General features: G+C 74.0%; 17 protein-coding genes and 1 riboswitch. Of the genes, 12 read left to right on the forward strand and 5 right to left on the reverse strand.

What is annotated here, in order from left to right; genetic code table 11:
• The first annotated feature begins 38 nt into the window (after positions 1-38).
• Entirely contained in the window at positions 39-578 is a 540-nt protein-coding gene (locus ACZ6WH_RS20175) for a TetR/AcrR family transcriptional regulator (RefSeq protein ID WP_469729756.1), read from the forward strand.
• Between the two features lie 598 nt (positions 579-1,176).
• On the opposite strand, the gene ACZ6WH_RS20180 is transcribed toward ACZ6WH_RS20175, so the two are convergent.
• Entirely contained in the window at positions 1,177-2,463 is a 1,287-nt protein-coding gene (locus ACZ6WH_RS20180) for an MFS transporter (RefSeq protein ID WP_469729757.1), read from the reverse strand.
• Positions 2,464-2,566: 103 nt separating this feature from the next.
• Here ACZ6WH_RS20180 and ACZ6WH_RS20185 point away from each other — a divergent pair, with 103 nt between their 5' ends.
• Complete coding sequence (locus tag ACZ6WH_RS20185; protein WP_432857308.1) at positions 2,567-3,487, forward strand: LysR family transcriptional regulator; 921 nt, start codon at positions 2,567-2,569, stop codon at positions 3,485-3,487.
• A gap of 29 nt (positions 3,488-3,516) precedes the next feature.
• A complete protein-coding gene (locus ACZ6WH_RS20190) occupies positions 3,517-4,221 on the forward strand; it encodes a response regulator transcription factor (RefSeq protein WP_469729758.1) in 705 nt (234 codons plus the stop codon).
• On the opposite strand, the gene ACZ6WH_RS20195 is transcribed toward ACZ6WH_RS20190, so the two are convergent.
• Positions 4,193-5,062 (reverse strand): thioesterase family protein, encoded by an 870-nt coding sequence (locus ACZ6WH_RS20195; protein ID WP_469729759.1) that lies wholly within the window; start codon positions 5,060-5,062, stop codon positions 4,193-4,195. The two genes, ACZ6WH_RS20190 and ACZ6WH_RS20195, sit on opposite strands and share 29 nt — an antisense overlap.
• 265 nt (positions 5,063-5,327) lie before the next feature.
• Between ACZ6WH_RS20195 and ACZ6WH_RS20200 the strand changes: the two genes are divergently transcribed.
• From ACZ6WH_RS20200 to hemB, 4 genes are all read left to right on the forward strand, one after another.
• Positions 5,328-6,596, forward strand: a complete 1,269-nt coding sequence (locus ACZ6WH_RS20200; protein ID WP_432857300.1) for a beta-ketoacyl-[acyl-carrier-protein] synthase family protein — start codon at positions 5,328-5,330, stop codon at positions 6,594-6,596.
• Positions 6,593-8,446, forward strand: coding sequence for a CoA-transferase (locus tag ACZ6WH_RS20205; RefSeq protein ID WP_469729760.1), 1,854 nt, complete (start codon positions 6,593-6,595; stop codon positions 8,444-8,446). Before ACZ6WH_RS20200 ends, ACZ6WH_RS20205 begins: the two co-directional genes overlap by 4 nt.
• A gap of 137 nt (positions 8,447-8,583) precedes the next feature.
• The gene (locus ACZ6WH_RS20210) at positions 8,584-9,606 is read left to right on the forward strand and encodes a ketoacyl-ACP synthase III (protein ID WP_469729761.1); all 1,023 of its coding nucleotides are present in this window, start codon (positions 8,584-8,586) and stop codon (positions 9,604-9,606) included.
• Positions 9,607-9,676: 70 nt separating this feature from the next.
• A complete protein-coding gene (hemB, locus tag ACZ6WH_RS20215; protein WP_469729762.1) occupies positions 9,677-10,723 on the forward strand; it encodes a porphobilinogen synthase in 1,047 nt (348 codons plus the stop codon).
• A 77-nt stretch (positions 10,724-10,800) separates the two neighbouring features.
• Here hemB and ACZ6WH_RS20220 read toward each other — a convergent pair whose 3' ends face one another.
• Positions 10,801-11,721, reverse strand: coding sequence for a LysR family transcriptional regulator (locus ACZ6WH_RS20220; protein WP_469729763.1), 921 nt, complete (start codon positions 11,719-11,721; stop codon positions 10,801-10,803).
• Between the two features lie 100 nt (positions 11,722-11,821).
• Between ACZ6WH_RS20220 and ACZ6WH_RS20225 the strand changes: the two genes are divergently transcribed.
• Positions 11,822-13,096, forward strand: coding sequence for an MFS transporter (locus ACZ6WH_RS20225; RefSeq protein WP_469729764.1), 1,275 nt, complete (start codon positions 11,822-11,824; stop codon positions 13,094-13,096).
• 35 nt (positions 13,097-13,131) lie between these two features.
• On the opposite strand, the gene cobN is transcribed toward ACZ6WH_RS20225, so the two are convergent.
• On the reverse strand, positions 13,132-16,824 hold the full coding sequence (gene cobN / locus ACZ6WH_RS20230) for a cobaltochelatase subunit CobN (RefSeq protein ID WP_469729765.1): 3,693 nt from the start codon (positions 16,822-16,824) through the stop codon (positions 13,132-13,134).
• An 88-nt stretch (positions 16,825-16,912) separates the two neighbouring features.
• Positions 16,913-16,988, reverse strand: a riboswitch (cobalamin riboswitch).
• 102 nt (positions 16,989-17,090) lie between these two features.
• Here cobN and cobG point away from each other — a divergent pair.
• From cobG to ACZ6WH_RS20245, 3 genes are read left to right on the forward strand one after another with little or no spacing between them, the layout of a single operon-like run.
• Positions 17,091-18,626, forward strand: a complete 1,536-nt coding sequence (gene cobG / locus ACZ6WH_RS20235) for a precorrin-3B synthase (protein ID WP_469729766.1) — start codon at positions 17,091-17,093, stop codon at positions 18,624-18,626.
• A 37-nt stretch (positions 18,627-18,663) separates the two neighbouring features.
• Positions 18,664-19,311, forward strand: coding sequence for a precorrin-8X methylmutase (locus ACZ6WH_RS20240; protein WP_469729767.1), 648 nt, complete (start codon positions 18,664-18,666; stop codon positions 19,309-19,311).
• A complete protein-coding gene (locus ACZ6WH_RS20245; RefSeq protein ID WP_469729768.1) occupies positions 19,308-20,855 on the forward strand; it encodes a precorrin-2 C(20)-methyltransferase in 1,548 nt (515 codons plus the stop codon). The genes ACZ6WH_RS20240 and ACZ6WH_RS20245 overlap by 4 nt, the downstream gene beginning before the upstream one ends.
• A 60-nt stretch (positions 20,856-20,915) precedes the next feature.
• On the opposite strand, the gene ACZ6WH_RS20250 is transcribed toward ACZ6WH_RS20245, so the two are convergent.
• Positions 20,916-21,695: a cobalt-precorrin-6A reductase gene (locus ACZ6WH_RS20250; protein WP_469729769.1), complete on the reverse strand. Its 780-nt coding sequence runs from the start codon at positions 21,693-21,695 to the stop codon at positions 20,916-20,918.
• Positions 21,696-21,706: 11 nt separating this feature from the next.
• On the opposite strand from ACZ6WH_RS20250, the gene ACZ6WH_RS20255 reads away from it, so the two are divergent.
• The gene (locus ACZ6WH_RS20255; protein ID WP_469729770.1) at positions 21,707-22,849 is read left to right on the forward strand and encodes a cobalt-precorrin-5B (C(1))-methyltransferase; all 1,143 of its coding nucleotides are present in this window, start codon (positions 21,707-21,709) and stop codon (positions 22,847-22,849) included.
• Positions 22,850-22,914 lie beyond the last annotated feature (65 nt).

Consider the following 22,914-nt stretch of genomic DNA (forward strand, 5'->3'; position numbering starts at 1 on the left):
AGCTCATCAGCCGCACCCTTGCGTATGCTCCGATCACGATGAGAGCTGACGCGGCACGCAACCTGGACGCGGTCCTGCAGACCGGAGCGCGCTTGCTGGCGCGCGATCCCGGTACGAGCATCGCGGCGATCGCGGCGGCGGCGGGCGTTGACCGGCGTACCGTCTACCGCCGCTTCAAGACTCGCGAGGCACTCCTGGCGGCGGTTCATAAGGCCAAGCTCGACGCCTGCGAGAAGGTTGTCGCCGCGGCGCGGCTGACCGAGGCACCCGTGCCGGTGGCCCTGCATCGGTATGCGGAGGGCATCATCAGCGTCAGCAGACGGTGGCCGGTGGACCTGCAGCAAGTACAGGACGAAGCCGCGGCCGACCGTCTCGGCCGGCTGATCGAACAACTCGACGCCTTCGCGGCCCGTGCGGTGCGTGAGGGGGTCATCCGCTCCGGCCTTCCGGACCGCTGGGCCCGCTCCCTGCTCATCCACCTCACCAACATCGCTTCACACGAGATGCCGGAACTGACCACCGCTCAGGGAGCCGACATGGTGGTCCAGTCTCTGATCACCGGACTCGGCCCCACCTGACACGGCCGGGTCACCGACGCCCGCCCGCAGATCAGCGGCCCGCAGGGGAATCAGGCCGAGCCGGCCCTGCAAAAGCTGAGTACGCCCACAGGCACGGAACAAGCAGCACCGAACGCTCGAGCTGGAGCCATGATTTTCTATGGCGTGCCATCGGCCGGCGCTGTGGCGATGCGCCTTGGGGGTGTCCTTGCCCGCTGTCGGCGAGGCATTCGCCGACAGCGGCGGTGGCACTCCGAACGGTGGCCCAGAGGGTCCTGTTGAGAGACACCTGGGAGAAGATCTTGGGGTCTGCCTCCCAGCGGTCCGCCGCCGACGGCCCGTCAGGCGCTGCTGGAGGAGATCATTCAGCGCGGTCACGGGTGGGGTAGGTCATATCGCCGGTCGAGCGTCGGGGGTCACGCTGTCGCCAGGCGCTTCGGGGCCTCCCTGCCGGTAAGGAACACCGTCGCTCCCCTGAGTTGTTCGACGTACGGGCGCGCCTGGCCGCCCGGTCGCGTCAGCGAGGCGAGGCGGCGGGCCCCGGCTCGGGGAGCTGTTCGAGCCGGGGCTTCGTTGTCTTTACATCGCAGTGGGCGTCTTTACCTCGCGGGAGGCGGTGTCATCCCCGGGTGGTCGCTGGGGTCTTGGTGGGTTGGGGCTGGGGCTGAGTGTGGGGCGGGGTCGGGGGCGGGACTGTGCGGGTCAGGAGGAGGAGTGTGCCGCAGGTGAGGGCGGCCAGTGCGGCTACCGTCAGGAGGATGGTGGTGGGGGTGGCGATGGCCGACAGGAGGGTGAAGACGTACGGAGCGCAGAAGCCGAGGTAGGAGACGGCCCAGAAGGTCGCGGTGAGGCCGGCGAGTTGTCCCCGGCCCGCAAGGTTGCTCACCTCGGTGAGGCCGAAGGTGACGCACAGGCCGTAGCCGGCGCCGAGGAAGGCGTCGGCGATCAGTACCGGTACCGGCTGCTGGTAGGCCGCGGAGGGGACCGCGATCAGGAGGCCGAGGGTGACCGCGGCCATGCCGATCACGGCCGGGCGTTCAGCGGACCGGGCGGCCAGGCGGCGGGCCCAGGGCTGGACCAGGAGGCCGCAGCCGGGGGTGACCGCCGTGGCGATGCCGGCGTACACCGTGGTGTAGCCGTGCAGGCGGTCGCCGACCAGGCCGGGCAGCACGCCGAAGGCGATCGTCGGCCCGGCGAAGACCCAGGGGGCGACGGGGACGACCAGGCGGAGGAAGCGTGGGTGGCGGGCGGGGCTGGGCGCCGGGGCCGCCTGACGTTCGGACCGTGGGGCGCGCTGGTGCGTCTCGGGGGCGGCGAGGGCCGCGATGACGGCGCCGACGGTCAGCAGGAGGTGGGGGATGTACGCGGTGAGCATGGGCGCGGGGGCCCATTGGGCGATCACCGCCGAGACCAGGCCGCTGGCGCTGAAGCCGGCCGAGAGGAGGTAACTGGCGCGGTGCGCACCGGCGGCGGGGTGGGCCATGGGCTCGTACGGGGCGTGGGAGAGCTCCTTGACCCAGGCGCTGCCCGAGGACAGTACGGCGCCCGTGCCCAGGCCGGTGAGGCAGCGGCCGATGCCGAGCCAGACGAGCGCTGCGGTGGAGGCCTCGGCGCCGATCATCAGCGCGACCGTGCCGAGCGCGCCGGCCACCACGGCGCTGAGGACCACCGGCTTGCGGCCGATGCGGTCGGCGACCGGGCCGCCCAGCAGCAGGCCCGGCAGCAGGCCGACGATGTACAGGGCGAACAGGCCGGTCGCGGTGGCGGCCGAGAAGCCGAGGTTGTGGCGGTAGGCGTCGAGCAGCGAGGAGAACTGGTTGGCGCCCCAGCCGGCCGCGGTCAGGAGCCAGGCCGCTCGCAGTCCGGGCCGGGACGGCCGCGCCGTCGACGGTATTTCGTTAGGCATGAGACTCATTCCTAAGCGCGGCCGAGACTCCCGCGCACGGAGCGTTCACGATTCGTGAAGGGACGTGTCAGACCCGCCCCAAAGGTCCGTAGGCTTGTCGATCATGGATTTGCGCAAACTGTCGTCTTTCCTCGCGGTGGCCGAGGAAGGCCACTTCGGACGTGCCGCGGCACGCCTGTTCCTGTCGCCGTCCGCGCTGACGGGGCACGTGCAGCAGCTGGAGCGGGAGTTGGGGACGACACTGCTGCACCGGACGCCGGTACGGCTCACGCCCGCGGGCCAGCGCCTGCTGCGGCACGCCAGGCTGCTGCTGGACGCGGCGAACGAGGCCATCGACGACGTCGCCGACGCGGCGGCCACTCCTCCCGCGGGCGCGGACCGGCCGCTGCGCATCGGCATCATGGCCCACGGTTCGGCGGAGATCACGCCGACCACGATCCGGGCCTTCCGGCGCGTACGCCCCGCCGTCCGCGTCTCCATCGAGACCCTCGACTTCACCGAGCACCTCTCGCCGCTGCTGGAGGACCGGGTGGACGTCGCCTTCGTACGGCCCGCCCCCGAGGACGACCGGGTGGTGGCGGACGTGCTGACCACCGAGCGGCGCATCGTGGTGGTGCCGGACACCTGGGAGATCGCGCACGCGCCGGAGGCGCAGCTCGCGGACGTGCTGAACCTGCCGTACTTCAGGGTCCCGCCGTCCGCGCCCCGCGCCTTCACCGACTACCTGTACTTCACCGAGGCGCGCGGCGGCGAGGAGCCCCGGCGCAGCCGCGACTACGCCTGTACGCCGCACGAGGTGCTGAACGGGGTGGCGGCGGGCCGTGGCGCCGGGTCCGCGCTGGCCTCGTTCGCCCGCTACTACCCGTGGCCCGGCACCACCTGCGTACCGATCGTCGACGCGCCCTGGCAGGACAGCGTCCTGGTCAGCCGGGCCGACGACGAGAGCTCCGACGTCCGGCTCTTCCGCGCCCTGGCGGTGGCCCTGGCGCAGGAGCGCGCCACCACGGGGGCGGGCCACTCGTGAATGCCGGACGGGGGACGACACACGAACTCATGCAGCAGCAGGCGATGACCTTTACGACGACGGCTACGACGAATCCTGCCGATCGCAGCGCTCCTTTCGCCGGCCGGCGGCCGGCGGCCGCGCTGTGCCGGACGGTGGTGGCCGAGCCGTTCCCGATGGTGCGCAGCTCGCTCACCCACGCCCTGCGGGACTCGGCCACGGTCGAGGTGGTCGGGGAGGCGGAGACCCGTGACGAATGCCTGGCGCTGTGCCGCCGCAGGCCGGTCGACACCGTGGTCACCAGCGTCGACCTGATGTGGGCCCGGGACGGCATCGCGCTGTGCCGCGAGCTGAAGCAGCTCCCGAAGCCGCCGGACGTGATCATCGTCTCCGTACGCAACGAGCCCGATGTGATCACCGACTGCCTGGAGGCCGGCGCGGACGGGTTCGTCCACCTCTCCGCCCAGCCCCAGCAGCTCGTCCAAGCGGTGGAGGCGACCATGCGCCGCGGGCGCCCGCCGTGGTTCCTCGGCGACCGGATCGAGAGCAGGGCCCGCCGGCCCGTCAGCGATCTCACGGCGCGCGAACAGCAGGTGCTCGCGCTGCTGCTGCGCCGGTACTCCAACGAGGAGATCGCGGCGGAGCTGCAGCTGGCGCATCAGACCGTGAAGAACTACGTGAGCCGGGTGCTGCGGAAGCGGGGGATGTCCGGGCGCAAGGAGCTGTTCAGCCGGCGGTACCCGGAGAGCTCGTGACCGGCGCGGTCGTGACGGACCCGGCGGTGCCCGGAGAGTTCGTGACGGGCGGTGGCGGGGCGTCGTGGCCGGTCCGTTCGAGCCCGCCCTGGCCGGTCGTCCGTTCGAGCAGTCGGCGGGACTGGCGGCCGAGGACGAGCAGTCGCCCTTCGGCGTCGCGTACCTCGCTGTCGTCCACCGCCCAGCCGTTCGCCGCCCGCCGCGTCCGGATGCGGCACAGCGCCCAGGGCGAGGCGGGCGGGGTCTCGGTCCCGGGGGCGTAGTGCAGCGTCATGTCGACCGTCGGGGCGGCGAACACCGCGTCGGCCAGGGCGTACACGCCGCAGGGCAGCACGTCGGTGAGGATCGTGGCGGCCTCGGCGTCGAGCGGACGGCCGTCGCGGTAGCGGACCCAGGCGCGCAGGTCTGCCTCCGGGGCGCCGGACAGCGGGAGCGGTCCGACGGCGCGCATCTCGACGTTGCGCAACACGGCGAAGTGCGCGTCCAGGAAGTCCAGCGGCTTGCACTCGTCCGGCTCCGGTGCCGCGGCGGGCGCGTCGGCCTCGACGTCACGTCCCTCGCGCGGGGCGCCGAAGGTGGCCGCGGCGAGGAGCGGGCGGGTGCCTTGGTGCTCGCTCTCCACCGTGATCACGGAGGCACCGCGGCTGACGCGTACGGGGACCGGGCGCAGCAGCAGGGGCTCGTCGGTCACGGCGGAGAGGAAGTTGACGGTCAGGGAGCGGGGCGTGTGGCCGGTGCCTGCCGCGCCGCGGGCCGCGCCGAGCGCCAGGGACGCCAGCCGGCCGCCGTGCGCCGAACTCCACGACCACCAGTCCCGGCCCACCGTCGTCACTACGTCCACGTCGCGGTCTCCCTGTCCGTCGTACCTGAAATCGTTCGCCGTACCCGAAATCGTTCGCCGTACCTGAAATCCCGGTCGGCGCCCGGGTGCCGAAACCATGACGTTCGCGGGTAATGGCGGCCCCCAACACGGGTCAATAGAGTGCAAATTCGAGTACTCCCGGTACCTGTGCCGAGCCGATCCGGTACCGGCCGTACCCGTTCCCGGCCGGCCGCGAAAAACCCGCGCCCATGATCGAGCCATGGATTTCCGAACAGGGGGACACATGGCAGCGGATTCCGGAGTCGTGGTCACGGGCATCGGCGTGATGCTGCCCAACACGACCACAGTGCAGGGCTTTTGGGACAACATCTCGGGCGGGCGGCCGCAGGTCGGCGCCCTGACCCGGTTCACCTCGGAGGAAGCCGGGATTCCCGTGCACGCCGCCGCCGAGATCCACGATTTTGAGCACACCCCGTACCTCCCGGAGCTGCGGCCCGCACACGCCGCCAAGTACTCCCGGGAAATCCTCGTCACCATGTCAGCGGTGGCCGAGGCGCGCCGCGACGCCGGCCTGCGCCACGGCGACATCGACCCGCGCCGGCTGAGCGTCGTGATGTCCTCGTCCCGCGGGCCGCTCGGCTGGTGGCAGTCGGCCATCCAGGGCACGGACCCCGGCGCCTTCGGCGACAAGGGCGCGATGTTCCGCGGCCTGCCGGGCTGCCCGGCGAGCCTGTCGGCGATCTACACCGGCGCGCAGGGCCTCGTCACCACCGTCAGCAACGCCTGCGTCGGCGGCCACCAGGCCATCGGCCTCGCCCTGCGCGAACTGCAGGCGGGCGCCAGCGACGCCGTCCTCGTCGGCGGTCACGAGTTCCCGATCCTGCCCGAGGTCGCGCGCTGCTACCTGGCGATGGGCAAGGGCGTGATCTCTTCCGAGTCCGCGGACCCCTCGCGCGCGGTCCGCCCGTACAGCGCCGACCGGGAAGGATTCGCGCTCGGCGAGGGCTCCGTGGTCCTGTGCCTGGAGCGGGCCTCCGTGGCGCGCGCCCGTGGCGCCCGTATCTACGCGGAGCTGCTCTCGCACCGCACCATGAACGAAGCGGCCCACCCCACCACCATGGACCTGACCGGCAAGGTCACCGCGGGCCTGATCCACGACGCGCTGGCCGACGCCGGCCGCACCGCGCAAGAGGTGGACTACTTCTGCGCCCACGGCACCGCGACCCGCTACAACGACCTCGCCGAGTCCCAGGCGCTGCGCGCCCTCTACCCGGAGCACACGGCCGGCCAGCTGCCGCCGATCAGCTCCAACAAGCCGATCTACGGGCACACCTTCGGCATCGCCGGTGTCATCAACGTCGCGGCGACCAGCCTGATGCTCCACCACCAGACGCTGGCCCCCACCGCGAACCTCAGCACCGTCGACCCCGAGTGCGACCACGACCACGTCTTCGAGGGCGCCCGCGCCACGGACGTGGACCTGGCCGTGTCGATGTCGTTCGCCTTCGGCAGCCAGACCTCCGTCGTCGCGCTGGGGAGGAACGCCGCATGACCGGCCCGCACCCCGCGGACGCGGCGGCGCCCGCCTCCGCCAAGGTCTCCGCCTCCGGCAAGGTCTCCCCCGACGTGGACGCGCTCGTCGCCCGCCACGTACGCCCCGGCGATCATCTGCATCTGGCCGGCACCCCGTCGCGCCCCAACGCGCTGACGTACGCCCTGTGCCGGGTGTTCGGCGAGCGCGGCCGGTTCACGGTCAGCACCACGGCCGTCCACGGCAGCGCCCACGCCCTCACCCTGGCCGGGGCCGTGGAGCGGGTCATCGCGGGCTTCATCGGCGACACCTGCCCGACGCCCCGCCCCAACCCCCTCTACCGCGACCTCGCCGCCGGCGAACCGTTCGCGTACGAGGCGTGGTCGCTGCTCAGCTACACCCAGCGCCTCATGGCCGGTGCCATGGGCCTGCCGTACGCCGTGACGTCCTCCCTCGCCGGCACCCGCCTGGAGCAGGACAAGGGTGCGGACCTGCACCGCGTTCCCGACCCCAACCGTCCCGGCGAAGAGATCACCCTGCTGACCCCGCTGACGCCCGACGTCACGCTCGTGCACGGCGCGGTGGCGGACGAGGACGGCAACGTCGTGCTCGCGCCCCCGCTCGGCGAGGGCGCCTGGGCCGCGTACGCCGCCCGGCGCGGCGTCATCGCCTCCGTCGAGCGCATCGTCCCGCGCGAGGAGCTGCGGCAGTACGCGGACCGGGTGGTCGTTCCCGGGCAGCGCGTGCTCGGCGTGTGCGAGGCCCCGCTGGGCGCGCATCCGCAGGCGCTGCGCACGAACGGGGTCGCGGGCGTCGCCGGTTACCTCGACGACCACGCGTTCCTGGAGGACGTCGTCGAGCGGTGCCGGGGCGAGGAGCGCGGCGCCGACTGGTACCGCGAGTGGGTCACCGGCCCCGGCTCGCACGACGGTTACCTGGCGCACCTGGGCGAACGGCGACGTGCCGAGCTGCGCTGGCCCGCCCCCGCCGCGCAGGAGGACGCACCCCGGTCGGGGGCCGGCGCGGACACGGCACCCGCCACCGCGACGCGTCAGGAGCGGCTGATCATCCTGGGCGCGCGTGCCGTGGCCGACCGGGTGCGCGAGGACGGGTACGACACCCTGCTCTCCGGCATCGGCGCCTCCCACCTCGCCACCTGGCTCGCCGCCGAGTTCCTCAGGCACGGCGGCCACGAGGTGCAGGTGGTGGCCGAGTTGGGCATGTACGGCTTCGCTCCGGAAGCGGGCGACGTGTATCTGTTCAGCCTGCGGCACGCGGAGCGCGCCCAGCAGCTCAGCGGCATCCCGGAGATCCTCGGCGGCATGGTGGCCGCCAACCCCAGGGCGCTGGGCGTCCTGGCCGCCGCGGAGATCGACGCGTCGGGTGCGATCAACACCAGCATGCTGTCCGACGGCCGTTGGCTGACCGGTTCCGGCGGCGCCAACGACATCGCCTCCACCACCGATGCCGTGGTGATCGCCACCGCTTCGCCGCGCCGCTTCGTGCCCGAGGTCGCCTACCGGACGAGCCCGGGGCACCGCGTACGCGAAGTCGTCAGCCAGTTCGGCCGCTTCGTCCGCGACGCGGAAGCGACCGACCGTACGGGGGGCACTGGCCGTACGGAAACGACCGGCCGTACAGAAGCCCACGGCCGAACCGAGGGCACCGGCTTCCGGCTGCGCAGCCTCCTGAGCGAGGACGCGGCGCCCCGTACCGACGGGCCCGTCCCGCTGGAGGAGGAGGCCCGCCGGGCGGTGGCCGAGTACACCGCCTGGCAGGCCCCGGTCGACGGCGTCACCGCGGAGAAGCCCATCACCGCGGACGAGCTGGAGCTCCTGCGCTCGCTCGATCCCCAGGGGTACTACCGCTGACCCCGAAGCGGCCGTGCCACCGGCCCACCGGCCTTCCCCGTGCCGGTGGCGCGGCCCGCCCTGCTCGTACCGCCCGGCCCACCGGGCCCCGAGCGTCCGAACCACCGCACGCAAGCCCGCACAAGGAGCACCAAGCGATGTCCGGCACACCCCAGTCCGCCGTACCCCAGCGCCACAGCAAGCCCTCCGGGGCCCGTGAGGAGGCGGGTACCTGGGCCGAGGCCGGCCTCGGTTTCACCGGGATCGGCCACTACTACCCGCGCACCGTGGTCCACAACGAGGGCGAGGTGACGGTCGACGGCCGTACCTTCCCCGCCGAGGCCGCGGAGTCCCTGGGCGTCCGCAGCCGCCATGTCGCGGACGACGACGAGACGCTGGAGTACATGGCGGTGCGCGCCGGGCAGGCCGCGCTCGCCAGGTCCGGCCACGACGCCGACGCCATGGACCTCGTCGTCCTCGCCAACTGGACCGACCGGCAGTGGATCCCCGAGAGCGGGCCCGCCGTGGCGCACGCCCTCGGCGCCCACCGCGCCCTGGCCTTCGACGTCTGCGGTGCCTGCACCGGATTCGTGCATGCCGTCCAGACGGCGAGCGCCATGCTGGCCGGCCACCCCGGCTGGCGGCGTGCGCTGGTCATCGCCGGCGACCGCTTCTCCCGCCGGGCCCGGCCCGCGACCCGCAGCCGCCTCGTCTTCGGCGACGCGGCGGGCGCCGTCGTCCTGGAGAAGGGGGCCGAAGGGGGCGGCCGCCTGATCGACTCCGTGCTGGACTGCGACGCCACCGAGGCCGACACCGTGGCCGCCCGCCCGCCGGAGGGCTGGCTGCGCCCCCGCCCCGAACTGATCGGCCTCGCCGTCCGGTCCAGCCTCCAGGTCGCCGAGCACCTGCTCGGCCGGAACGGGATGACGGCGGACGACATCGACTGGCTCGTACCGCACCCGGGCAACAACGACATCCACGCGGGCGTCCGGGACGGCCTGGACCTGCCCCCGCGCAAGTTCCTCACCAACTTCGCCGAGCGCGGCAACACGGGCTGCGCTTCCATCCCGATCGCGCTGTCGGAGTTCACCGAGAGCGGCGTGCTGAAGCCGGGCGACACGGTCCTGTCCACGGCCGTCGGCTCCGGCTGGTACTACGGCGGGCTCGTCTACCAGCTCTGACCCCGCCGGCGGCTCGGAAGCCGCCGCCGCGACGTCCGCCGAAGACCTCGACCGCTGGAGTAGAACGCTCATGCACGCACATGGCACCGCCGATGGTCCTGCCGACCGGCTCCACCATCCGGCGCTCACCCCGCACGGGTTTCCCACCGTACGGCCCCGCAGGCTCCGCGGCTCGGCCGCCGTACGACGGCTGGTCGCGGAGACGCGGATCGACCCGGCGGACCTGATCCTGCCGCTGTTCGTCCGCGAGGGAGCGGCCGAACCCGTTCCCATCCCGTCCCTGCCGGGCATCGTGCAGCACACCGAGGACTCGCTGCGCCGCCGCGCCCGGGAAGCGGTGGAGGCGGGCGTGGGCGGCATCATGCTCTTCGGAGTACCGGATCCCGGCCGCAAGGATCCGCGGGGCAGCGCGGCCGACGACCCGGACGGGGTGCTGAACCGGGCGATCAGCGGCGTACGGGCGGAGATCGGCGACGCGGCCGTCGTCATCGCCGACCTCTGCCTGGACGAGTTCACCGACCACGGGCACTGCGGGGTGCTGGACGACGCCGGGGGTGTGGACAACGACGCCACGCTGCGGCGCTATGCGCAGATGGCCGTCGCCCAGGCAGCGGCGGGCGTACACATGGTGGGCCCCAGCGGCATGATGGACGGCCAGGTCTGGGCCGTCCGCCAGGCCCTGGACGCCGAAGGCCACCAGGACGTGTCCATCCTGGCCTACACCGCCAAGTACGCCTCCGCGTTCTTCGGCCCGTTCCGCGACGCGGTCAACTGCTCGCTCGTCGGCGACCGCCGGACCTACCAGCAGGACCCGGCCAACAGCCGGGAAGCGCTCCGGGAGCTCGAACTCGACCTCGCGGAGGGCGCGGACATCGTCATGGTGAAGCCGGCCCTGTCCAACCTCGATGTCGTCCATCAGGTCGCCGCGGCGTCCCATGTGCCGGTCTCCGCGTACCAGGTGTCCGGCGAGTACGCGATGGTCGAGGCGGCAGCGGCGCACGGCTGGCTCGACCGCAGGGGCACGGTGCTGGAGACGCTGACCGCCATCCGCCGGGCGGGCGCCGGAACCATCGCGACGTACTGGGCGGTCGAGGCGGCCCGCTGGTTGCGCGACTGAGCGTCCGCCCCGGCGGCCGATGACGACGACGGACGGGGTGAACCGCGGGTTCCCCCTCCGCGTGGCCCGTTGCCGGGTCAGGGCAGGGGCATGGCGTTGATGCGCGGGGCCAGTTCGCGGGCGAGGGTGGTGGCCAGGGCGCGGAAGACGGCGACCTCGGGGTCGGTGTCGCCGGCGCGCGCCGCCAGGTGGCTGGACTCCAGGGGCGCGTCCAGGACCGGGACGAAGACCGCGCCGGGCCAGTTGTAGTAGCGGGCGAAGGAGCGGAGGCCGGAGCCGGCGCCGTGGCCGGTGAGCACGCCGGTGAGCACCTCCTGCGGGAAGAGGGCGACGCTGCGGCCGCGGCGGGCGGCCTCGTTGTGGAAGTAGAGGTAGTCCTTGAAGATCGACGGCGTGTGGTCCGGCACCCGGAAGATCGGCAGGTCGGCGAGGTCGGCGACGTGCACGCCCTCGGTACGGGCATCGGCGAGCCGGTCGGACTCGGGGACGACCACGATGCGCTGCTCGGTGAGGAGCACGTCGCCGACCAGCCGGTCGTCGTCGGGCATCGGCCGGATGAAGGCCAGGTCCACCCGGCCCTCGACCAGCGCCGTGACGTGTTCGGTGAAGTTGAGCTGGATCACTTCGACGGGTGTCTCGGGGCGCGCCCTGCGGTAGGCGTTCACCGCGGCCGGGGTGATCTCCGCCGAGCCGTGGCCCATGATCCCGATCCGCAGCGGGCGCGTGGTCCGCTCCCGGTCCCGGCGCACCACCTCGTGCACGTCCTCGACCGCCGCGTCCGCCGCGGCCAGCAGGGCGCGGGCGTGCTCGGCGAGGCGTGCCCCGGCGGCGGTCGGCCGTACCGGGTTCCGGTGCAGCAGCGGGGTACCGAGCTCGCTCTCCAGGCGGCGGATGTGCTGGGTGACGGCCGGCGGGGTGAGGAAGAGGCGGGCCGCCGCCCGGCCGAAGTGCTGTTCTTCGACCACGGCCAGGAATGACGGGAGCAGCCGGAGGTCCATGGTCGTCCAGCGTACGACGCAGCCGCTATCTGCGCGTATGTCCTTAACGAATCGTGAATGCGGGCGGCGGGGAGGGGCCTGTGGCCCGTACAACGGGTGGGTGACCGACACCGCCGGACTGATACCGACCCGTCCCTCCCCCACGCCCCGCACGCCGTCCGCCCCGCGCCGGTACGGCCTGCGGACGGCGCTGATGATGACCGCCTCCGGCTGGAGCGCCAACCAGTTCGCCGCGCTGCTCGGCGCCTACCGCGCCGCCGGCCTCCCGGACGCCGCGGTGAACGCGCTGCTCGCGGTGTACGCGGTGGGGCTGATACCCGGGCTGCTCGCCGCCGCGCCGCTCGCCGACCGCTACGGCCGGCGCCCCGTGGCGTTCACCGCGCTCGCCCTCAATCTGGCCGCCACGCTGCTGCTGATGCTCGGCGCCGGCGCGACGTTCTGGCTGGCGCCCGGCCGGCTGCTCACCGGGATCAGCGCCGGTGCGCTGCTGGCGGCGGGTGGCACGTGGGTGAAGGAGCTCTCCTCGCCGCCGTACGCGCCGACGGGTACGGAGACCGTGGCCGCCCGGCGCTCGGGGATCTTCGTCTCGCTCGGCTTCGCCTCGGGCGGGCTGTCCGCCTCCCTGATCGCGCAGTGGGCCCCCTGGCCGATGGTCCTGGCGTACCTGCCCCACGTGGCGCTGGCGCTCCTCGCCGGCTGCCTCGCCCTGGACGGCCCGGAGACCCGGCCCACCGGCCCGCGTGGGCGTACCCGCAGCCCTGAGACCCGGCCCGTCGGCGAACGCGTCACCACCGGCCGTACCGCCGGCTTCCGGCGTGCCGTGCTGCCCCTGGCCCCCTGGGTCTTCGCCGCGCCGACGGTCGGGTTCGCCACCCTCCCGGGGCTGGTGGACGGCGGCCTCACCGGCCGGCAGGTGGTGTACGCGGGGGTGGCGACCGCGGTCGTGCCCGGTGCGGGGGTGGCGGTACAGCCGCTGGCCCGGCGGCTGAGCGGTCGCAGCCGGCTGCTCACCGGGGCCGCCGGCCTGCTGGTGATGGCCGCGGGCTTCGCGCTCGCCGTACCGGCCGTCGCGTACCGGCAGCCGGTGCTCGCACTGCTCGCCGGTGCGGTGCTGGGCGCCGGATACGGGCTCGCCCTCACCTACGGCCTGGCCACCACCGCCGCCCTCGCGACCCCGGCCGCGCTCGCCCGCCTCACGTCGTACTTCTGGAGCCTCGCCTACCTGGGGATGTTCGCTCCCCTGCTGCTCAGCGCGCTCAGCACCACCGTCCCGATGCCCCGGCTGCTGGCCGCGGCGGCGGCACTGGCGGTGCTGTGCTGCGCCCTGCTCGCCTTCCTCAACCGCGCGAACGGCTCCCGGGTCCCGGCGCGGTAGCCGGGTCCCGGGAGCCGTCGGGCATCAGGCGGCGCTCAGTCCTCGCCCTCCAGATCGCCCTCGGTCTCCAGGAAGATCTCGCGGAGCGCTTCGAGCGCCGCGGGGTCGGGCTTGGCCCACATGCCACGGGACTCGGCCTCCAGGAGGCGCTCGGCGATGCCGTGCAGGGCCCAGGGGTTGGCCTCCTGGAGGAACGCGCGGTTCTCCGGGTCCAGGACGTAGGTCTCGGTGAGCTTGTCGTACATCCAGTCGGCGACCACGCCGGTGGTGGCGTCGTACCCGAAGAGGTAGTCGACCGTCGCGGCGAGCTCGAAGGCGCCCTTGTAGCCGTGGCGGCGCATCGCCTCGATCCACTTGGGGTTCACGACCCGCGCCCTGAAGACGCGCGAGGTCTCCTCCACGAGGGTGCGGGTGCGGATCGTCTCCGGGCGGGTGGAGTCGCCGATGTACGCCTCGGGGGCCGTGCCCCGCAGCGCCCGTACGGTGGCGACCATGCCGCCGTGGTACTGGAAGTAGTCGTCGGAGTCCGCGATGTCGTGCTCGCGGGTGTCGGTGTTCTTCGCGGCGACGGCGATGCGCTTGTACGCCGTCTCCATCTCCTCGCGGGCCGAACAGCCGTCGAGACCGCGGCCGTAGGCGTAGCCGCCCCAGACCGTGTAGACCTCGGCGAGGTCGGCGTCGGTGCGCCAGTCACGGGAGTCGATCAGCTGGAGCAGGCCCGCGCCGTACGTCCCCGGGCGGGAGCCGAAGATGCGGGTGGTGGCGCGGCGTTCATCGCCGTGCTCGGCGAGGTCGGCCTGCGCGTGGGCCCGTACGAAGTTCTGCTCGGCGGGCTCGTCGAGGCCCGCGACCAGGCGGACCGCGTCGTCCAGCAGGCCGATGGTGTGCGGGAAGGCGTCCCGGAAGAAGCCGGAGATGCGGAGCGTGACGTCGATGCGGGGGCGGCCCAGCTCCTCCGGAGCCACAGCTTCAAGTCCCGTTACCCGGCGGGAGGCGTCGTCCCAGACGGGGCGGACGCCGAGCAGCGCGAGGGCCTCGGCGACGTCGTCGCCGGCGGTGCGCATCGCGCTCGTGCCCCACAGGGACAGGCCGACGGAGGTGGGCCAGTCGCCGTTGTCCGCCTTGTACCGCTCCAGGAGGGAGTCGGCCAGGGCCTGGCCGGTCTCCCAGGCGAGGCGCGAGGGCACGGCCTTGGGGTCGACGGAGTAGAAGTTGCGGCCGGTCGGCAGGACGTTGACCAGGCCGCGGAGTGGCGATCCCGAGGGGCCGGCCGGTACGAAGCCGCCCTTCAGGGCGTGCACGACGTGGTCCAGTTCGGCCGTCGTGCCGGCCAGGCGCGGGACGACCTCGCGCGCGGCGAAGTCGAGGATGTCGGCGACCTGCCGGGAGTGGTCCGCGGCCACGGAGGCCACGGCCTCGGGGGCCCAGTCCGCGTCCTCCATCGCCTGGACCAGGGCGCGGGCCTGCTCCTCGGCGGCGTCGGCGGTGGTGCGGGTCGCCGCGGACTCGTCCAGGCCGAGCGCCTCGCGCAGGCCGGGCAGGGCGGACGTACCGCCCCAGATCTGCCGGGCGCGGAGGATCGCGAGGACCAGGTCGACGCGGGTGGCGCCGGTCGGCGCGCCGCCCAGTACGTGCAGTCCGTCGCGGATCTGGGCGTCCTTGACCTCGCACAGCCAGCCGTCGACGTGCAGCAGGAAGTCGTCGAAGCCGTCGTCGTCCGGGCGGTCCTGCATGCCCAGGTCGTGGTCGAGCTTGGCGGCCTGGATGAGGGTCCAGATCTGCGCGCGGATCGCGGGCAGCTTGGCCGGGTCCATGGAGGAGATCTGCGCGTACTCGTCGAGCAGCTGCTCCAGGCGCGCGATGTCGCCGTAGGAGTCGGCGCGGGCCATCGGCGGGACGAGGTGGTCCACGAGGGTGGCGTGCACGCGGCGCTTGGCCTGGGTGCCCTCGCCCGGGTCGTTGACCAGGAACGGGTAGATCAGCGGCAGGTCGCCGAGGGCGGCGTCCGGGCCGCAGGCGGCGGAGAGGCCGGCGTTCTTGCCGGGCAGCCACTCCAGGTTGCCGTGCTTGCCCAGGTGGATCATCGCGTCGGCGCCGAATCCGCCGTCGGACTGCGCGGCGGCGATCCAGCGGTAGGCGGCCAAGTAGTGGTGCGAGGGCGGCAGATCGGGGTCGTGGTAGATCGCGATCGGGTTCTCGCCGAAGCCGCGCGGCGGCTGGATGAGGATCAGCAGGTTGCCGCGGCGCAGGGCCGCCAGCACGATGTCGCCCTCCGGGTTGCGGCTGCGGTCCAGGAACATCTCGCCGGGGGCCGGGCCCCAGTGCTCCTCGACCGCGGTGCGCAGCTCCTCCGGCAGCGTGGCGTACCAGCGCTTGTAGTCGGCCGCCGGGATGCGGACGGGGTTGCGGGCCAGCTGCTCCTCGGTGAGCCAGTCCTGGTCGTGGCCGCCGGCCTCGATGAGCGCGCGGATCAGTTCGTCACCGTCGCCGGAGACCAGGCCGGGGATCTCCTCCTCGGGCCCGAAGTCGTACCCCTCGGCGCGGAGGCGGCGCAGCAGCTCGACGGCGGAGGCCGGGGTGTCCAGGCCCACCGCGTTGCCGATGCGGGAGTGCTTGGTCGGGTACGCGGAGAGCACCAGCGCGACGCGCTTGTCGGCGGGCTCGATGTGGCGCAGCCGGGCGTGGCGTACGGCGGTGCCGGCGACCCGCGCGGCCCGCTCGGGGTCGGCGATGTACGCCGGGAGGCCGTCCTCGTCGATCTCCTTGAAGGAGAACGGCACGGTGATCAGGCGGCCGTCGAACTCGGGCACGGCGATCTGGCTGGCCGCGTCCAGCGGCGAGACGCCCTCGTCGTTCTCCTCCCAGTCGGCGCGCGAGGAGGTCAGGCAGAGCGCCTGGAGGACCGGTACGTCGAGGCCGGTGAGGGCGCCCGCGTCCCAGGACTCGTCGTCGCCGCCGGCCGAGGCGGTGGCGGGCTTGGTGCCGCCCGCCGCCAGCACGGTGGTGATGATCACGTCGGCGGCGCGCAGCTCGTCGATCAGCTCCGGCTCGGGCGCGCGCAGCGAGGCGACGTACCGCGGCATCGGCCGGCCGCCGGCGTCCTCGACGGCGCCGCACAGGGCGTCCACGAAGGCGGTGTTGCCGCTCATGTGGTGGGCGCGGTAGTAGAGCACCGCAACCGTGGGGGCGTCCGTGGCGATGTCCGTACGGGCGGTGCGCTCCAGCGGGCCCCAGGAGGGCGCCGCGGCGGGCGGCTCGAAGCCGTGGCCGGTGAGGAGCACGGTGTCGGAGAGGAAGCGGGCCAGCTGCTCCAGGTTGGCCGGGCCGCCGTGCGCCAGGTACGCGTGCGCCTCGGCGGCGATGCCGACCGGAACGGTGGAGGCGGCCATCAGCTGCGCGTCGGGGGCCTGTTCACCGGTGAGCACGACGACCGGGCGGCCGTCGGCGAGCAGCTGGTCCAGGCCCTCCTGCCAGGCGCGGATGCCGCCGAGGAGGCGTACGACGACCAGGTCGCAGCCGTCCAGCAGGGCGGGCAGCTCGTCGAGGTCCAGCCGGGAGGGGTTGGCGAAGCGGTAGCCGACCGGGCCGCCGGCCGCGCGGGCGCTGAGCAGATCGGTGTCGGAGGTCGACAGGAGCAGGATCTGACGGGGGGCGTTCTCCCCGGACTGCGGGTCCTCGGACTGGAGGTTCCCCTGCTGCGGGGTGGACTCACCGGACGTGGGCAGCATGCGGCGTCGGCCTTCCTCGGGGTCCGCGCCCCGGGCGGTGTCGGAATGGATCTCCCCTGCTCCGGCAGGGCCGAGAGCGGGGGAAAGGGAGTTCCTGACTCACCCGGCCGCAGGGGCCGGGCTCACAGTGGCGGGACCGCGCCGGATTCGCACCGGGCTTCCTCCCCTGTCGCCGTCGCCGGCGAAGTGACGGACCGGGTGGTCCGCCGTGGTCATAGTAAGGGCCACCTCCCCGGCGCGGGGCGGACGGCCGGGGCGGGATCGGTATGCTCGCCGCCATGCCCACGGCGACCAACCCACCACCCCGGGACGAACCCCCCATACCGGTTCGCCTCGACGCCTGCCCGGGCACTTTGCGGCTGCACAGCGCGGACGACGGTGCGCTGGCCCGCGTCCGGGTGCCCGGCGGCGTACTGACCGCCGCTCAGGCGGGCGCGCTGGCCGATGCGGCGCTCCGGCTCGGGGACGGTTCGCTGCATCTCACCTCGCGCGGAAATGTGCAATTGCGCGGCCTGGACGGCGACTGCGGCGCGGCCCTCGCGGGCCTGCTCGACGCGGCCGGACTGCTGCCGTCGTACCGGCACGAACGGGTACGGAACATCGTCGCCTCGCCGCTGTCCGGGCTGGACGGCGCCGGGCACGCGGACGTACGCGAGTGGCTGCGCGGCCTCGACGGGCTGCTGTGCGCGAGCGACGCCACGGCGGCGCTCTCGGGGCGGTTCCTGTTCGCGCTGGACGACGGGCGCAGGGACGTGGCGGCGCTCGGCGCGGATGTGACATTGCTCGCCCTCGGCGACGGGGCCGCCCTGCTGCACATCGGTGCGGCGGAGGGCGCTGCGGACGGCGCTGCGGGCGCTGCTCTTCGGGTACGCGCCGCCGACGGCCCCCGGGCCGCGCTGACGGCCGCCGAGGTCTTCCTGGAAGTGGCTGCGGAGAGCCGCTCGAACGCGGCGGCGGAGAGCCGGTCCCGCACCTGGCGGGTACGCGATCTGCCGGACGGCGCCGACGCGTTGGCACGCGAGACGGCCCTACGGCTGGACGCGGCGGGCATTCCCTGCACGTATGCGGCGAGCATTCCCTGCACGTATACGGATACCGCCACGGCTACGGATACGGAGCGGACCTCGCTGCCCACGGGAGCCGCGCCACCCGCCCCCGGCATCGTCGACGGCCCCGACGGCCTTCGGGCGCTGTCCGTCCTCGCCCCTCTGGGGACGCTGACCGCCGCACAGTGGAGGCTGCTGACCGACGTGGCCCGCACGGACGGCGCCGGCGAGCTGCGGCTCACCCCGTGGCGCGGCGTGGTCGTCCCCGGGCTGTGCCAGGAGTCGGCCGACGCCCGGCTGCGGGAGCTGGAGGCGGCCGGCCTGATCACCGACCCGGCCTCCCCCTGGCACGGCGTGGGCGCCTGCATCGGCCGCCCCGGCTGCGCCAAGTCGCTGGCCGACGTGCGGGCGGACGCGGCCACCGCCCTCGGCACGGGCGGCGGGCTGCCCGTGTACTGGTCGGGCTGCGCGCGCCGCTGCGGCCACCCGCAGGGCGACTGGGTGGACGTGGTCGCCACCCCCGAGGGCTACGAGGTCGACGGGTACCGGGTCACGGAGCGCGGCGATCGCCTGCGTACTGTCGTGACCGACACCGCAGACATGAACGGGTCTTCAGATGTATCTGGTGTGAGCGAGTCCGCGGACACGCCTGCGCCCGCGGGCTTTCCCGGGCCCGCTGACGGGCGGACGTCAGCGGACCTTGCCGTCGCCGTGGCGGCAGCACGTACGAGCGCAGCGGCCCCGGCCACCACGTGACCACTGCGGTCCCGACCACCGCGACCACAGCGACGAGATGAGCGAGAGCAGAGTGTTCGACTACGAGAAGGACGGGGCGGAGATCTACCGCCAGTCCTTTGCCACCATCCGCGCGGAGGCGGACCTCGCGGGGCTGCCCGCGGACGTCGCCCAGGTCGCGGTCCGGATGATCCACGCCTGCGGGATGACCGACCTCGTCCGCGACCTCGCCTTCAGCCCGGAGGTGATCGGCCGGGCCCGCGCCGCGCTGGAGTCGGGCGCGCCGGTGCTGTGCGACGCGCAGATGGTCGCGAGCGGCGTCACCCGCAAGCGGCTGCCCGCTGACAACGACGTGGTGTGCACCCTGTCGGAGCCGGGCGTACCGGAGCTGGCCGCGAAGCTCGGCACCACGCGCAGCGCCGCCGCGCTGGAACTGTGGCGCGACCGCGGCCTGCTGGAGGGCTCGGTGGTGGCCGTGGGCAACGCGCCGACCGCCCTGTTCCGCCTGCTGGAGATGGTCGCGGAGGGCGCGCCGCGCCCGGCGGCCGTGCTCGGCATACCGGTGGGCTTCATCGGTGCGGCCGAGTCGAAGGACGCCCTGGCGGCCAACGCGCTGGGCCTGGACCACCTGGTGGTGCGGGGCCGGCGCGGCGGCAGCGCGATGGCCGCGGCCGCCGTCAACGCGATTGCGAGCACCGCGGAATGAGCACGACCACGCAGAGCGGCGCCGCCGAGGGCGCAGGGGGCCCCGAGAAGGCCGGGAACACCGGGAAGCTGTACGGGGTCGGGCTGGGGCCCGGCGACCCGTCCCTGCTGACCCTGCGGGCCGTCGAGGCCATCGGCGAGGCGGACGTCGTCGCGTACCACAGCGCCCGGCACGGCCGCTCCCGCGCCCGGGCGATCGCCGAGCGGTACCTGCGCCCCGACCACATCGAGGAGCTGCTGCGGTACCCGGTCACGGTCGAGACGACGGACCACCCCGGCGGCTACCGGGGCGCGCTCGACGACTTCTACGAGGAGGCCTCGGCCCGGCTCGCGGCGCACCTCGAAGCGGGCCGCACGGTCGCCGTCCTCGCCGAGGGCGACCCGCTCTTCTACGGCTCGTACCAGCACATGCACAAGCGGCTCGCGCACCGCTTCCCCACCGAGGTCGTCCCCGGGATCACCTCGGTCAGCGCCTCTGCCGCCCGGCTCGGCACCCCGCTCGTCGAGGCCGAGGAAACCCTGACGATCGTGCCCGGCACGCTGCCGGAGGACGAGCTGACGGCCCGGCTCGCCGCCGCCGACTCGGCGGTCGTGATGAAGCTCGGCCGTACGTTCCCGACCGTGCGCCGCGCCCTGGAGCGCGCGGGCCGGCTGGCGGACGCACGGTACATGGAGCGGGCCTACATGGAGGGCGAGCGCACGGCGGCGCTGGCGGACGTGGACCCGGAGTCGGTGCCGTACTTCTCGGTGGCCGTGCTGCCGTCCCGAGTGGACAGCGGCCCCGCGGCCCCGGAGCGCGGCGAGGTGACCGTCGTCGGTACCGGGCCCGCCGGGGCACCGTGGCTGACGCCCGAGTCGCGCGGCGCCCTGGACAACGCCACCGACCTGGTCGGCTACACGACGTACCTGGACCGGGTGCCGGTACGGGCCGGGCAGCTGCGGCACGGGTCGGACAACAAGGTCGAGTCCGAGCGCGCCGAGTTCGCCCTGGACCTGGCGCGCCGCGGGCGGCGGGTGGCGGTCGTCTCCGGCGGCGACCCCGGCGTCTTCGCGATGGCCACGGCCGTCCTGGAGGCGGCCGCGCAGCCGGAGTACGCGGATGTGCCGGTACGGGTGCTGCCGGGCGTGACGGCGGCGAACGCGGCAGCGGCCCGCGCGGGCGCCCCGCTCGGCCACGACTACGCCACGATCTCGCTGTCCGACCGGCTCAAGCCCTGGGAGGTCATCGCCGAGCGGCTGCGCGCCGCGGCCGCGGCCGACCTGGTGCTGGCGCTCTACAACCCCGGTTCGCGCAGCCGTACCTGGCAGGTCGGCAAGGCCCGCGAGCTGCTCCTCGAACACCGCGCGCCGGACACCCCGGTGGTGCTCGGCCGCGACATCGGCGGCCCCGAGGAGAGCGTCCGCATCGTGCGGCTGGCCGACCTGGACCCGTCCGAGGTCGACATGCGCACCCTTCTGATCGTCGGCTCCTCCCAGACGCAGACGGTACGGCGAGGCAACGACGAGCAGATCGTCTGGACGCCGCGGCGGTACCCGGAGGACTGATGCCGCGGCGGTACCCGGAGGACCGACGGAGGCGTGGCCCTCGGGGCGCGCCTCCGGGGATCACGCCTCCGTACGGAGGGCCTCGCCCAGGTGCTCCGCCAGCCAGCGGACGGCCTGTTCGGGGCCGTCCGCGACGGGGACGCCGGCCGGGGCCGCCGGGCGGCGGACGACGACCACCGGGACGCCGGCCTCACGGGCGGCGGTGAGCTTCGGCGCGGTGGCCGCTCCCCCGCTGTCCTTCGTGACCACGACGTCGATCCGGTGCTCGCGCAGCAGCGCCCGCTCGCCGTCCAGGGTGAACGGGCCGCGGTCGAGCAGCACCTCCATGTGCGGCGGGCACGGCCCTTCGGGTGCGTCCACGGACCGCATGAGGAACCACAGGTCCGTCAGGTCCGCGAAGGCGGACAGGCCCATCCGGCCGGTGGTGAGGAAGACCCGGCGGCCCAGCTCCGGAAGGAGTGCGGCGGCCTCCTGGAGGGAGCCGGCCGGGTGCCAGTCGTCGCACGCGCCGGGGACCCAGCCGGGCCGGCGCAGCGCCAGCAGGGGAACATGGGCCATGCCCGCGGCCGTCGCCGCGTTGAAACTGATCTTTCCGGCGAAAGGATGGGTGGCGTCGATGAGCACGTCCACCTGGTGCGCGCGCAGCCACTGGGCCAGCCCCTGGGCGCCGCCGAAGCCGCCGATGCGTACCTCGCCCGGCGGCAGCACGGGACGGGCGACGCGGCCCGCGAGCGAGGTCGTCACGCGTACCCCGCCGGCGAGCGGGCCGTCGGCCAGCGCCGTGGCGAGGCGGCGGGCCTCCGTGGTCCCGCCGAGGATCAGTACGTGCGTGGCGTGCATCGGGTCCTTCCATGAGTGAGGCGAGCGGCGGGCGCAGCGCCCAACTCAAGCACACCGGTCTGCGGCCCGGCTGGACGACCGGTGCCTGTGCCACCGCGGCGGCCACCGCCGCGTACACCGCGCTGCTGACCGGCGACTTCCCCGACCCGGTGACGATCACCCTGCCCAAGGGGCAGACCCCGGCATTCGCGCTCGCGGTCGAGGAGCTGTCCGAGGGCGGGCCCGGGGAGCCCGCCGGGAGGCGCGCGACGGCGGGCGTGGTCAAGGACGCGGGGGACGACCCGGACGTCACGCACGGCGCGCTCGTCCGCGTCACCGTACGTGCCCTGCCGCCCGGCTCCGGGGTGGTCTTCAAGGCCGGCCCCGGGGTGGGGACGGTGACCCGCCCGGGTCTCCCCCTCGATGTCGGCGAGCCGGCCGTCAACCCGGTACCGCGCCGGCTGATGCGCGACCATCTGGCGCAGGTCGCCGCGCGCCACGGGGGCGGCGCTGCGGACGTCGAGCTGACCGTCTCGGTGGACCACGGCGAGGAGATCGCCCGCTCCACGTGGAACCCGCGGCTCGGCATCCTGGGCGGGCTGTCGATCCTCGGGACGACCGGCGTCGTCGTGCCGTACTCGTGCTCGGCGTGGATCGACTCCATCCGGCGCGGCGTGGACGTGGCCCGCGCGGCCGGGCGTACGCACGTGGCGGGCTGTACCGGCTCGACGTCCGAGAAGACGGTGGTGGCCGAGTACGGGCTGCCCGAGGACGCGCTGCTGGACATGGGCGACTTCGCGGGCGCGGTACTGAAGTACATCCGCCGCCACCCCGTGGACCGGCTGACGGTCTGCGGGGGCTTCGCCAAGCTCTCCAAGCTGGCCGCCGGCCACCTGGACCTGCACTCCGCCCGCTCCCAGGTCGACAAGGGCTTCCTCGCCGGCCTGGCGCGCCGCGGCGGCGCGGACGAGGCGCTGGCGGCCGAGGTGGCGGAGGCCAACACCGGGCTCGCGGCACTTCAGTTGTGCGCGGCGGCCGGGGTCCCGCTGGGCGACCTCGTGGCGGCCACCGCCCGGGACCAGGCCCTTGAGGTGCTGCGCGGCGCCCCCGTGGCCGTCGACGTCATCTGCATCGACCGCGCGGGCAACGTGGTGGGCCGCAGCAGCCCCCGCTGACCCACCGCCGCGGGGGCCGGCCGACCGCACGAAGCGGCGCTCCGGTCTCCCCGCGCCCTGTCTCC

The sequence above is a fragment of the Streptomyces sp. NPDC050806 genome, from assembly GCF_055586425.1.

What these genes read in the sequence shown, in the direction of transcription:
- ACZ6WH_RS20175 (WP_469729756.1), top strand. Translation starts at nt 39, where the DNA reads ATGAGAGCTGACGCGGCACGCAACCTGGACGCGGTCCTGCAGACCGGA.
- ACZ6WH_RS20180 (WP_469729757.1), bottom strand. Translation starts at nt 2,463, where the DNA reads ATGCCTAACGAAATACCGTCGACGGCGCGGCCGTCCCGGCCCGGACTG.
- ACZ6WH_RS20185 (WP_432857308.1), top strand. Translation starts at nt 2,567, where the DNA reads ATGGATTTGCGCAAACTGTCGTCTTTCCTCGCGGTGGCCGAGGAAGGC.
- ACZ6WH_RS20190 (WP_469729758.1), top strand. Translation starts at nt 3,517, where the DNA reads ATGCAGCAGCAGGCGATGACCTTTACGACGACGGCTACGACGAATCCT.
- ACZ6WH_RS20200 (WP_432857300.1), top strand. Translation starts at nt 5,328, where the DNA reads ATGGCAGCGGATTCCGGAGTCGTGGTCACGGGCATCGGCGTGATGCTG.
- ACZ6WH_RS20205 (WP_469729760.1), top strand. Translation starts at nt 6,593, where the DNA reads ATGACCGGCCCGCACCCCGCGGACGCGGCGGCGCCCGCCTCCGCCAAG.
- ACZ6WH_RS20210 (WP_469729761.1), top strand. Translation starts at nt 8,584, where the DNA reads ATGTCCGGCACACCCCAGTCCGCCGTACCCCAGCGCCACAGCAAGCCC.
- hemB (WP_469729762.1), top strand. Translation starts at nt 9,677, where the DNA reads ATGCACGCACATGGCACCGCCGATGGTCCTGCCGACCGGCTCCACCAT.
- ACZ6WH_RS20220 (WP_469729763.1), bottom strand. Translation starts at nt 11,721, where the DNA reads ATGGACCTCCGGCTGCTCCCGTCATTCCTGGCCGTGGTCGAAGAACAG.
- cobN (WP_469729765.1), bottom strand. Translation starts at nt 16,824, where the DNA reads ATGCTGCCCACGTCCGGTGAGTCCACCCCGCAGCAGGGGAACCTCCAG.
- cobG (WP_469729766.1), top strand. Translation starts at nt 17,091, where the DNA reads ATGCTCGCCGCCATGCCCACGGCGACCAACCCACCACCCCGGGACGAA.
- ACZ6WH_RS20240 (WP_469729767.1), top strand. Translation starts at nt 18,664, where the DNA reads ATGAGCGAGAGCAGAGTGTTCGACTACGAGAAGGACGGGGCGGAGATC.
- ACZ6WH_RS20245 (WP_469729768.1), top strand. Translation starts at nt 19,308, where the DNA reads ATGAGCACGACCACGCAGAGCGGCGCCGCCGAGGGCGCAGGGGGCCCC.
- ACZ6WH_RS20250 (WP_469729769.1), bottom strand. Translation starts at nt 21,695, where the DNA reads ATGCACGCCACGCACGTACTGATCCTCGGCGGGACCACGGAGGCCCGC.
- ACZ6WH_RS20255 (WP_469729770.1), top strand. Translation starts at nt 21,707, where the DNA reads ATGAGTGAGGCGAGCGGCGGGCGCAGCGCCCAACTCAAGCACACCGGT.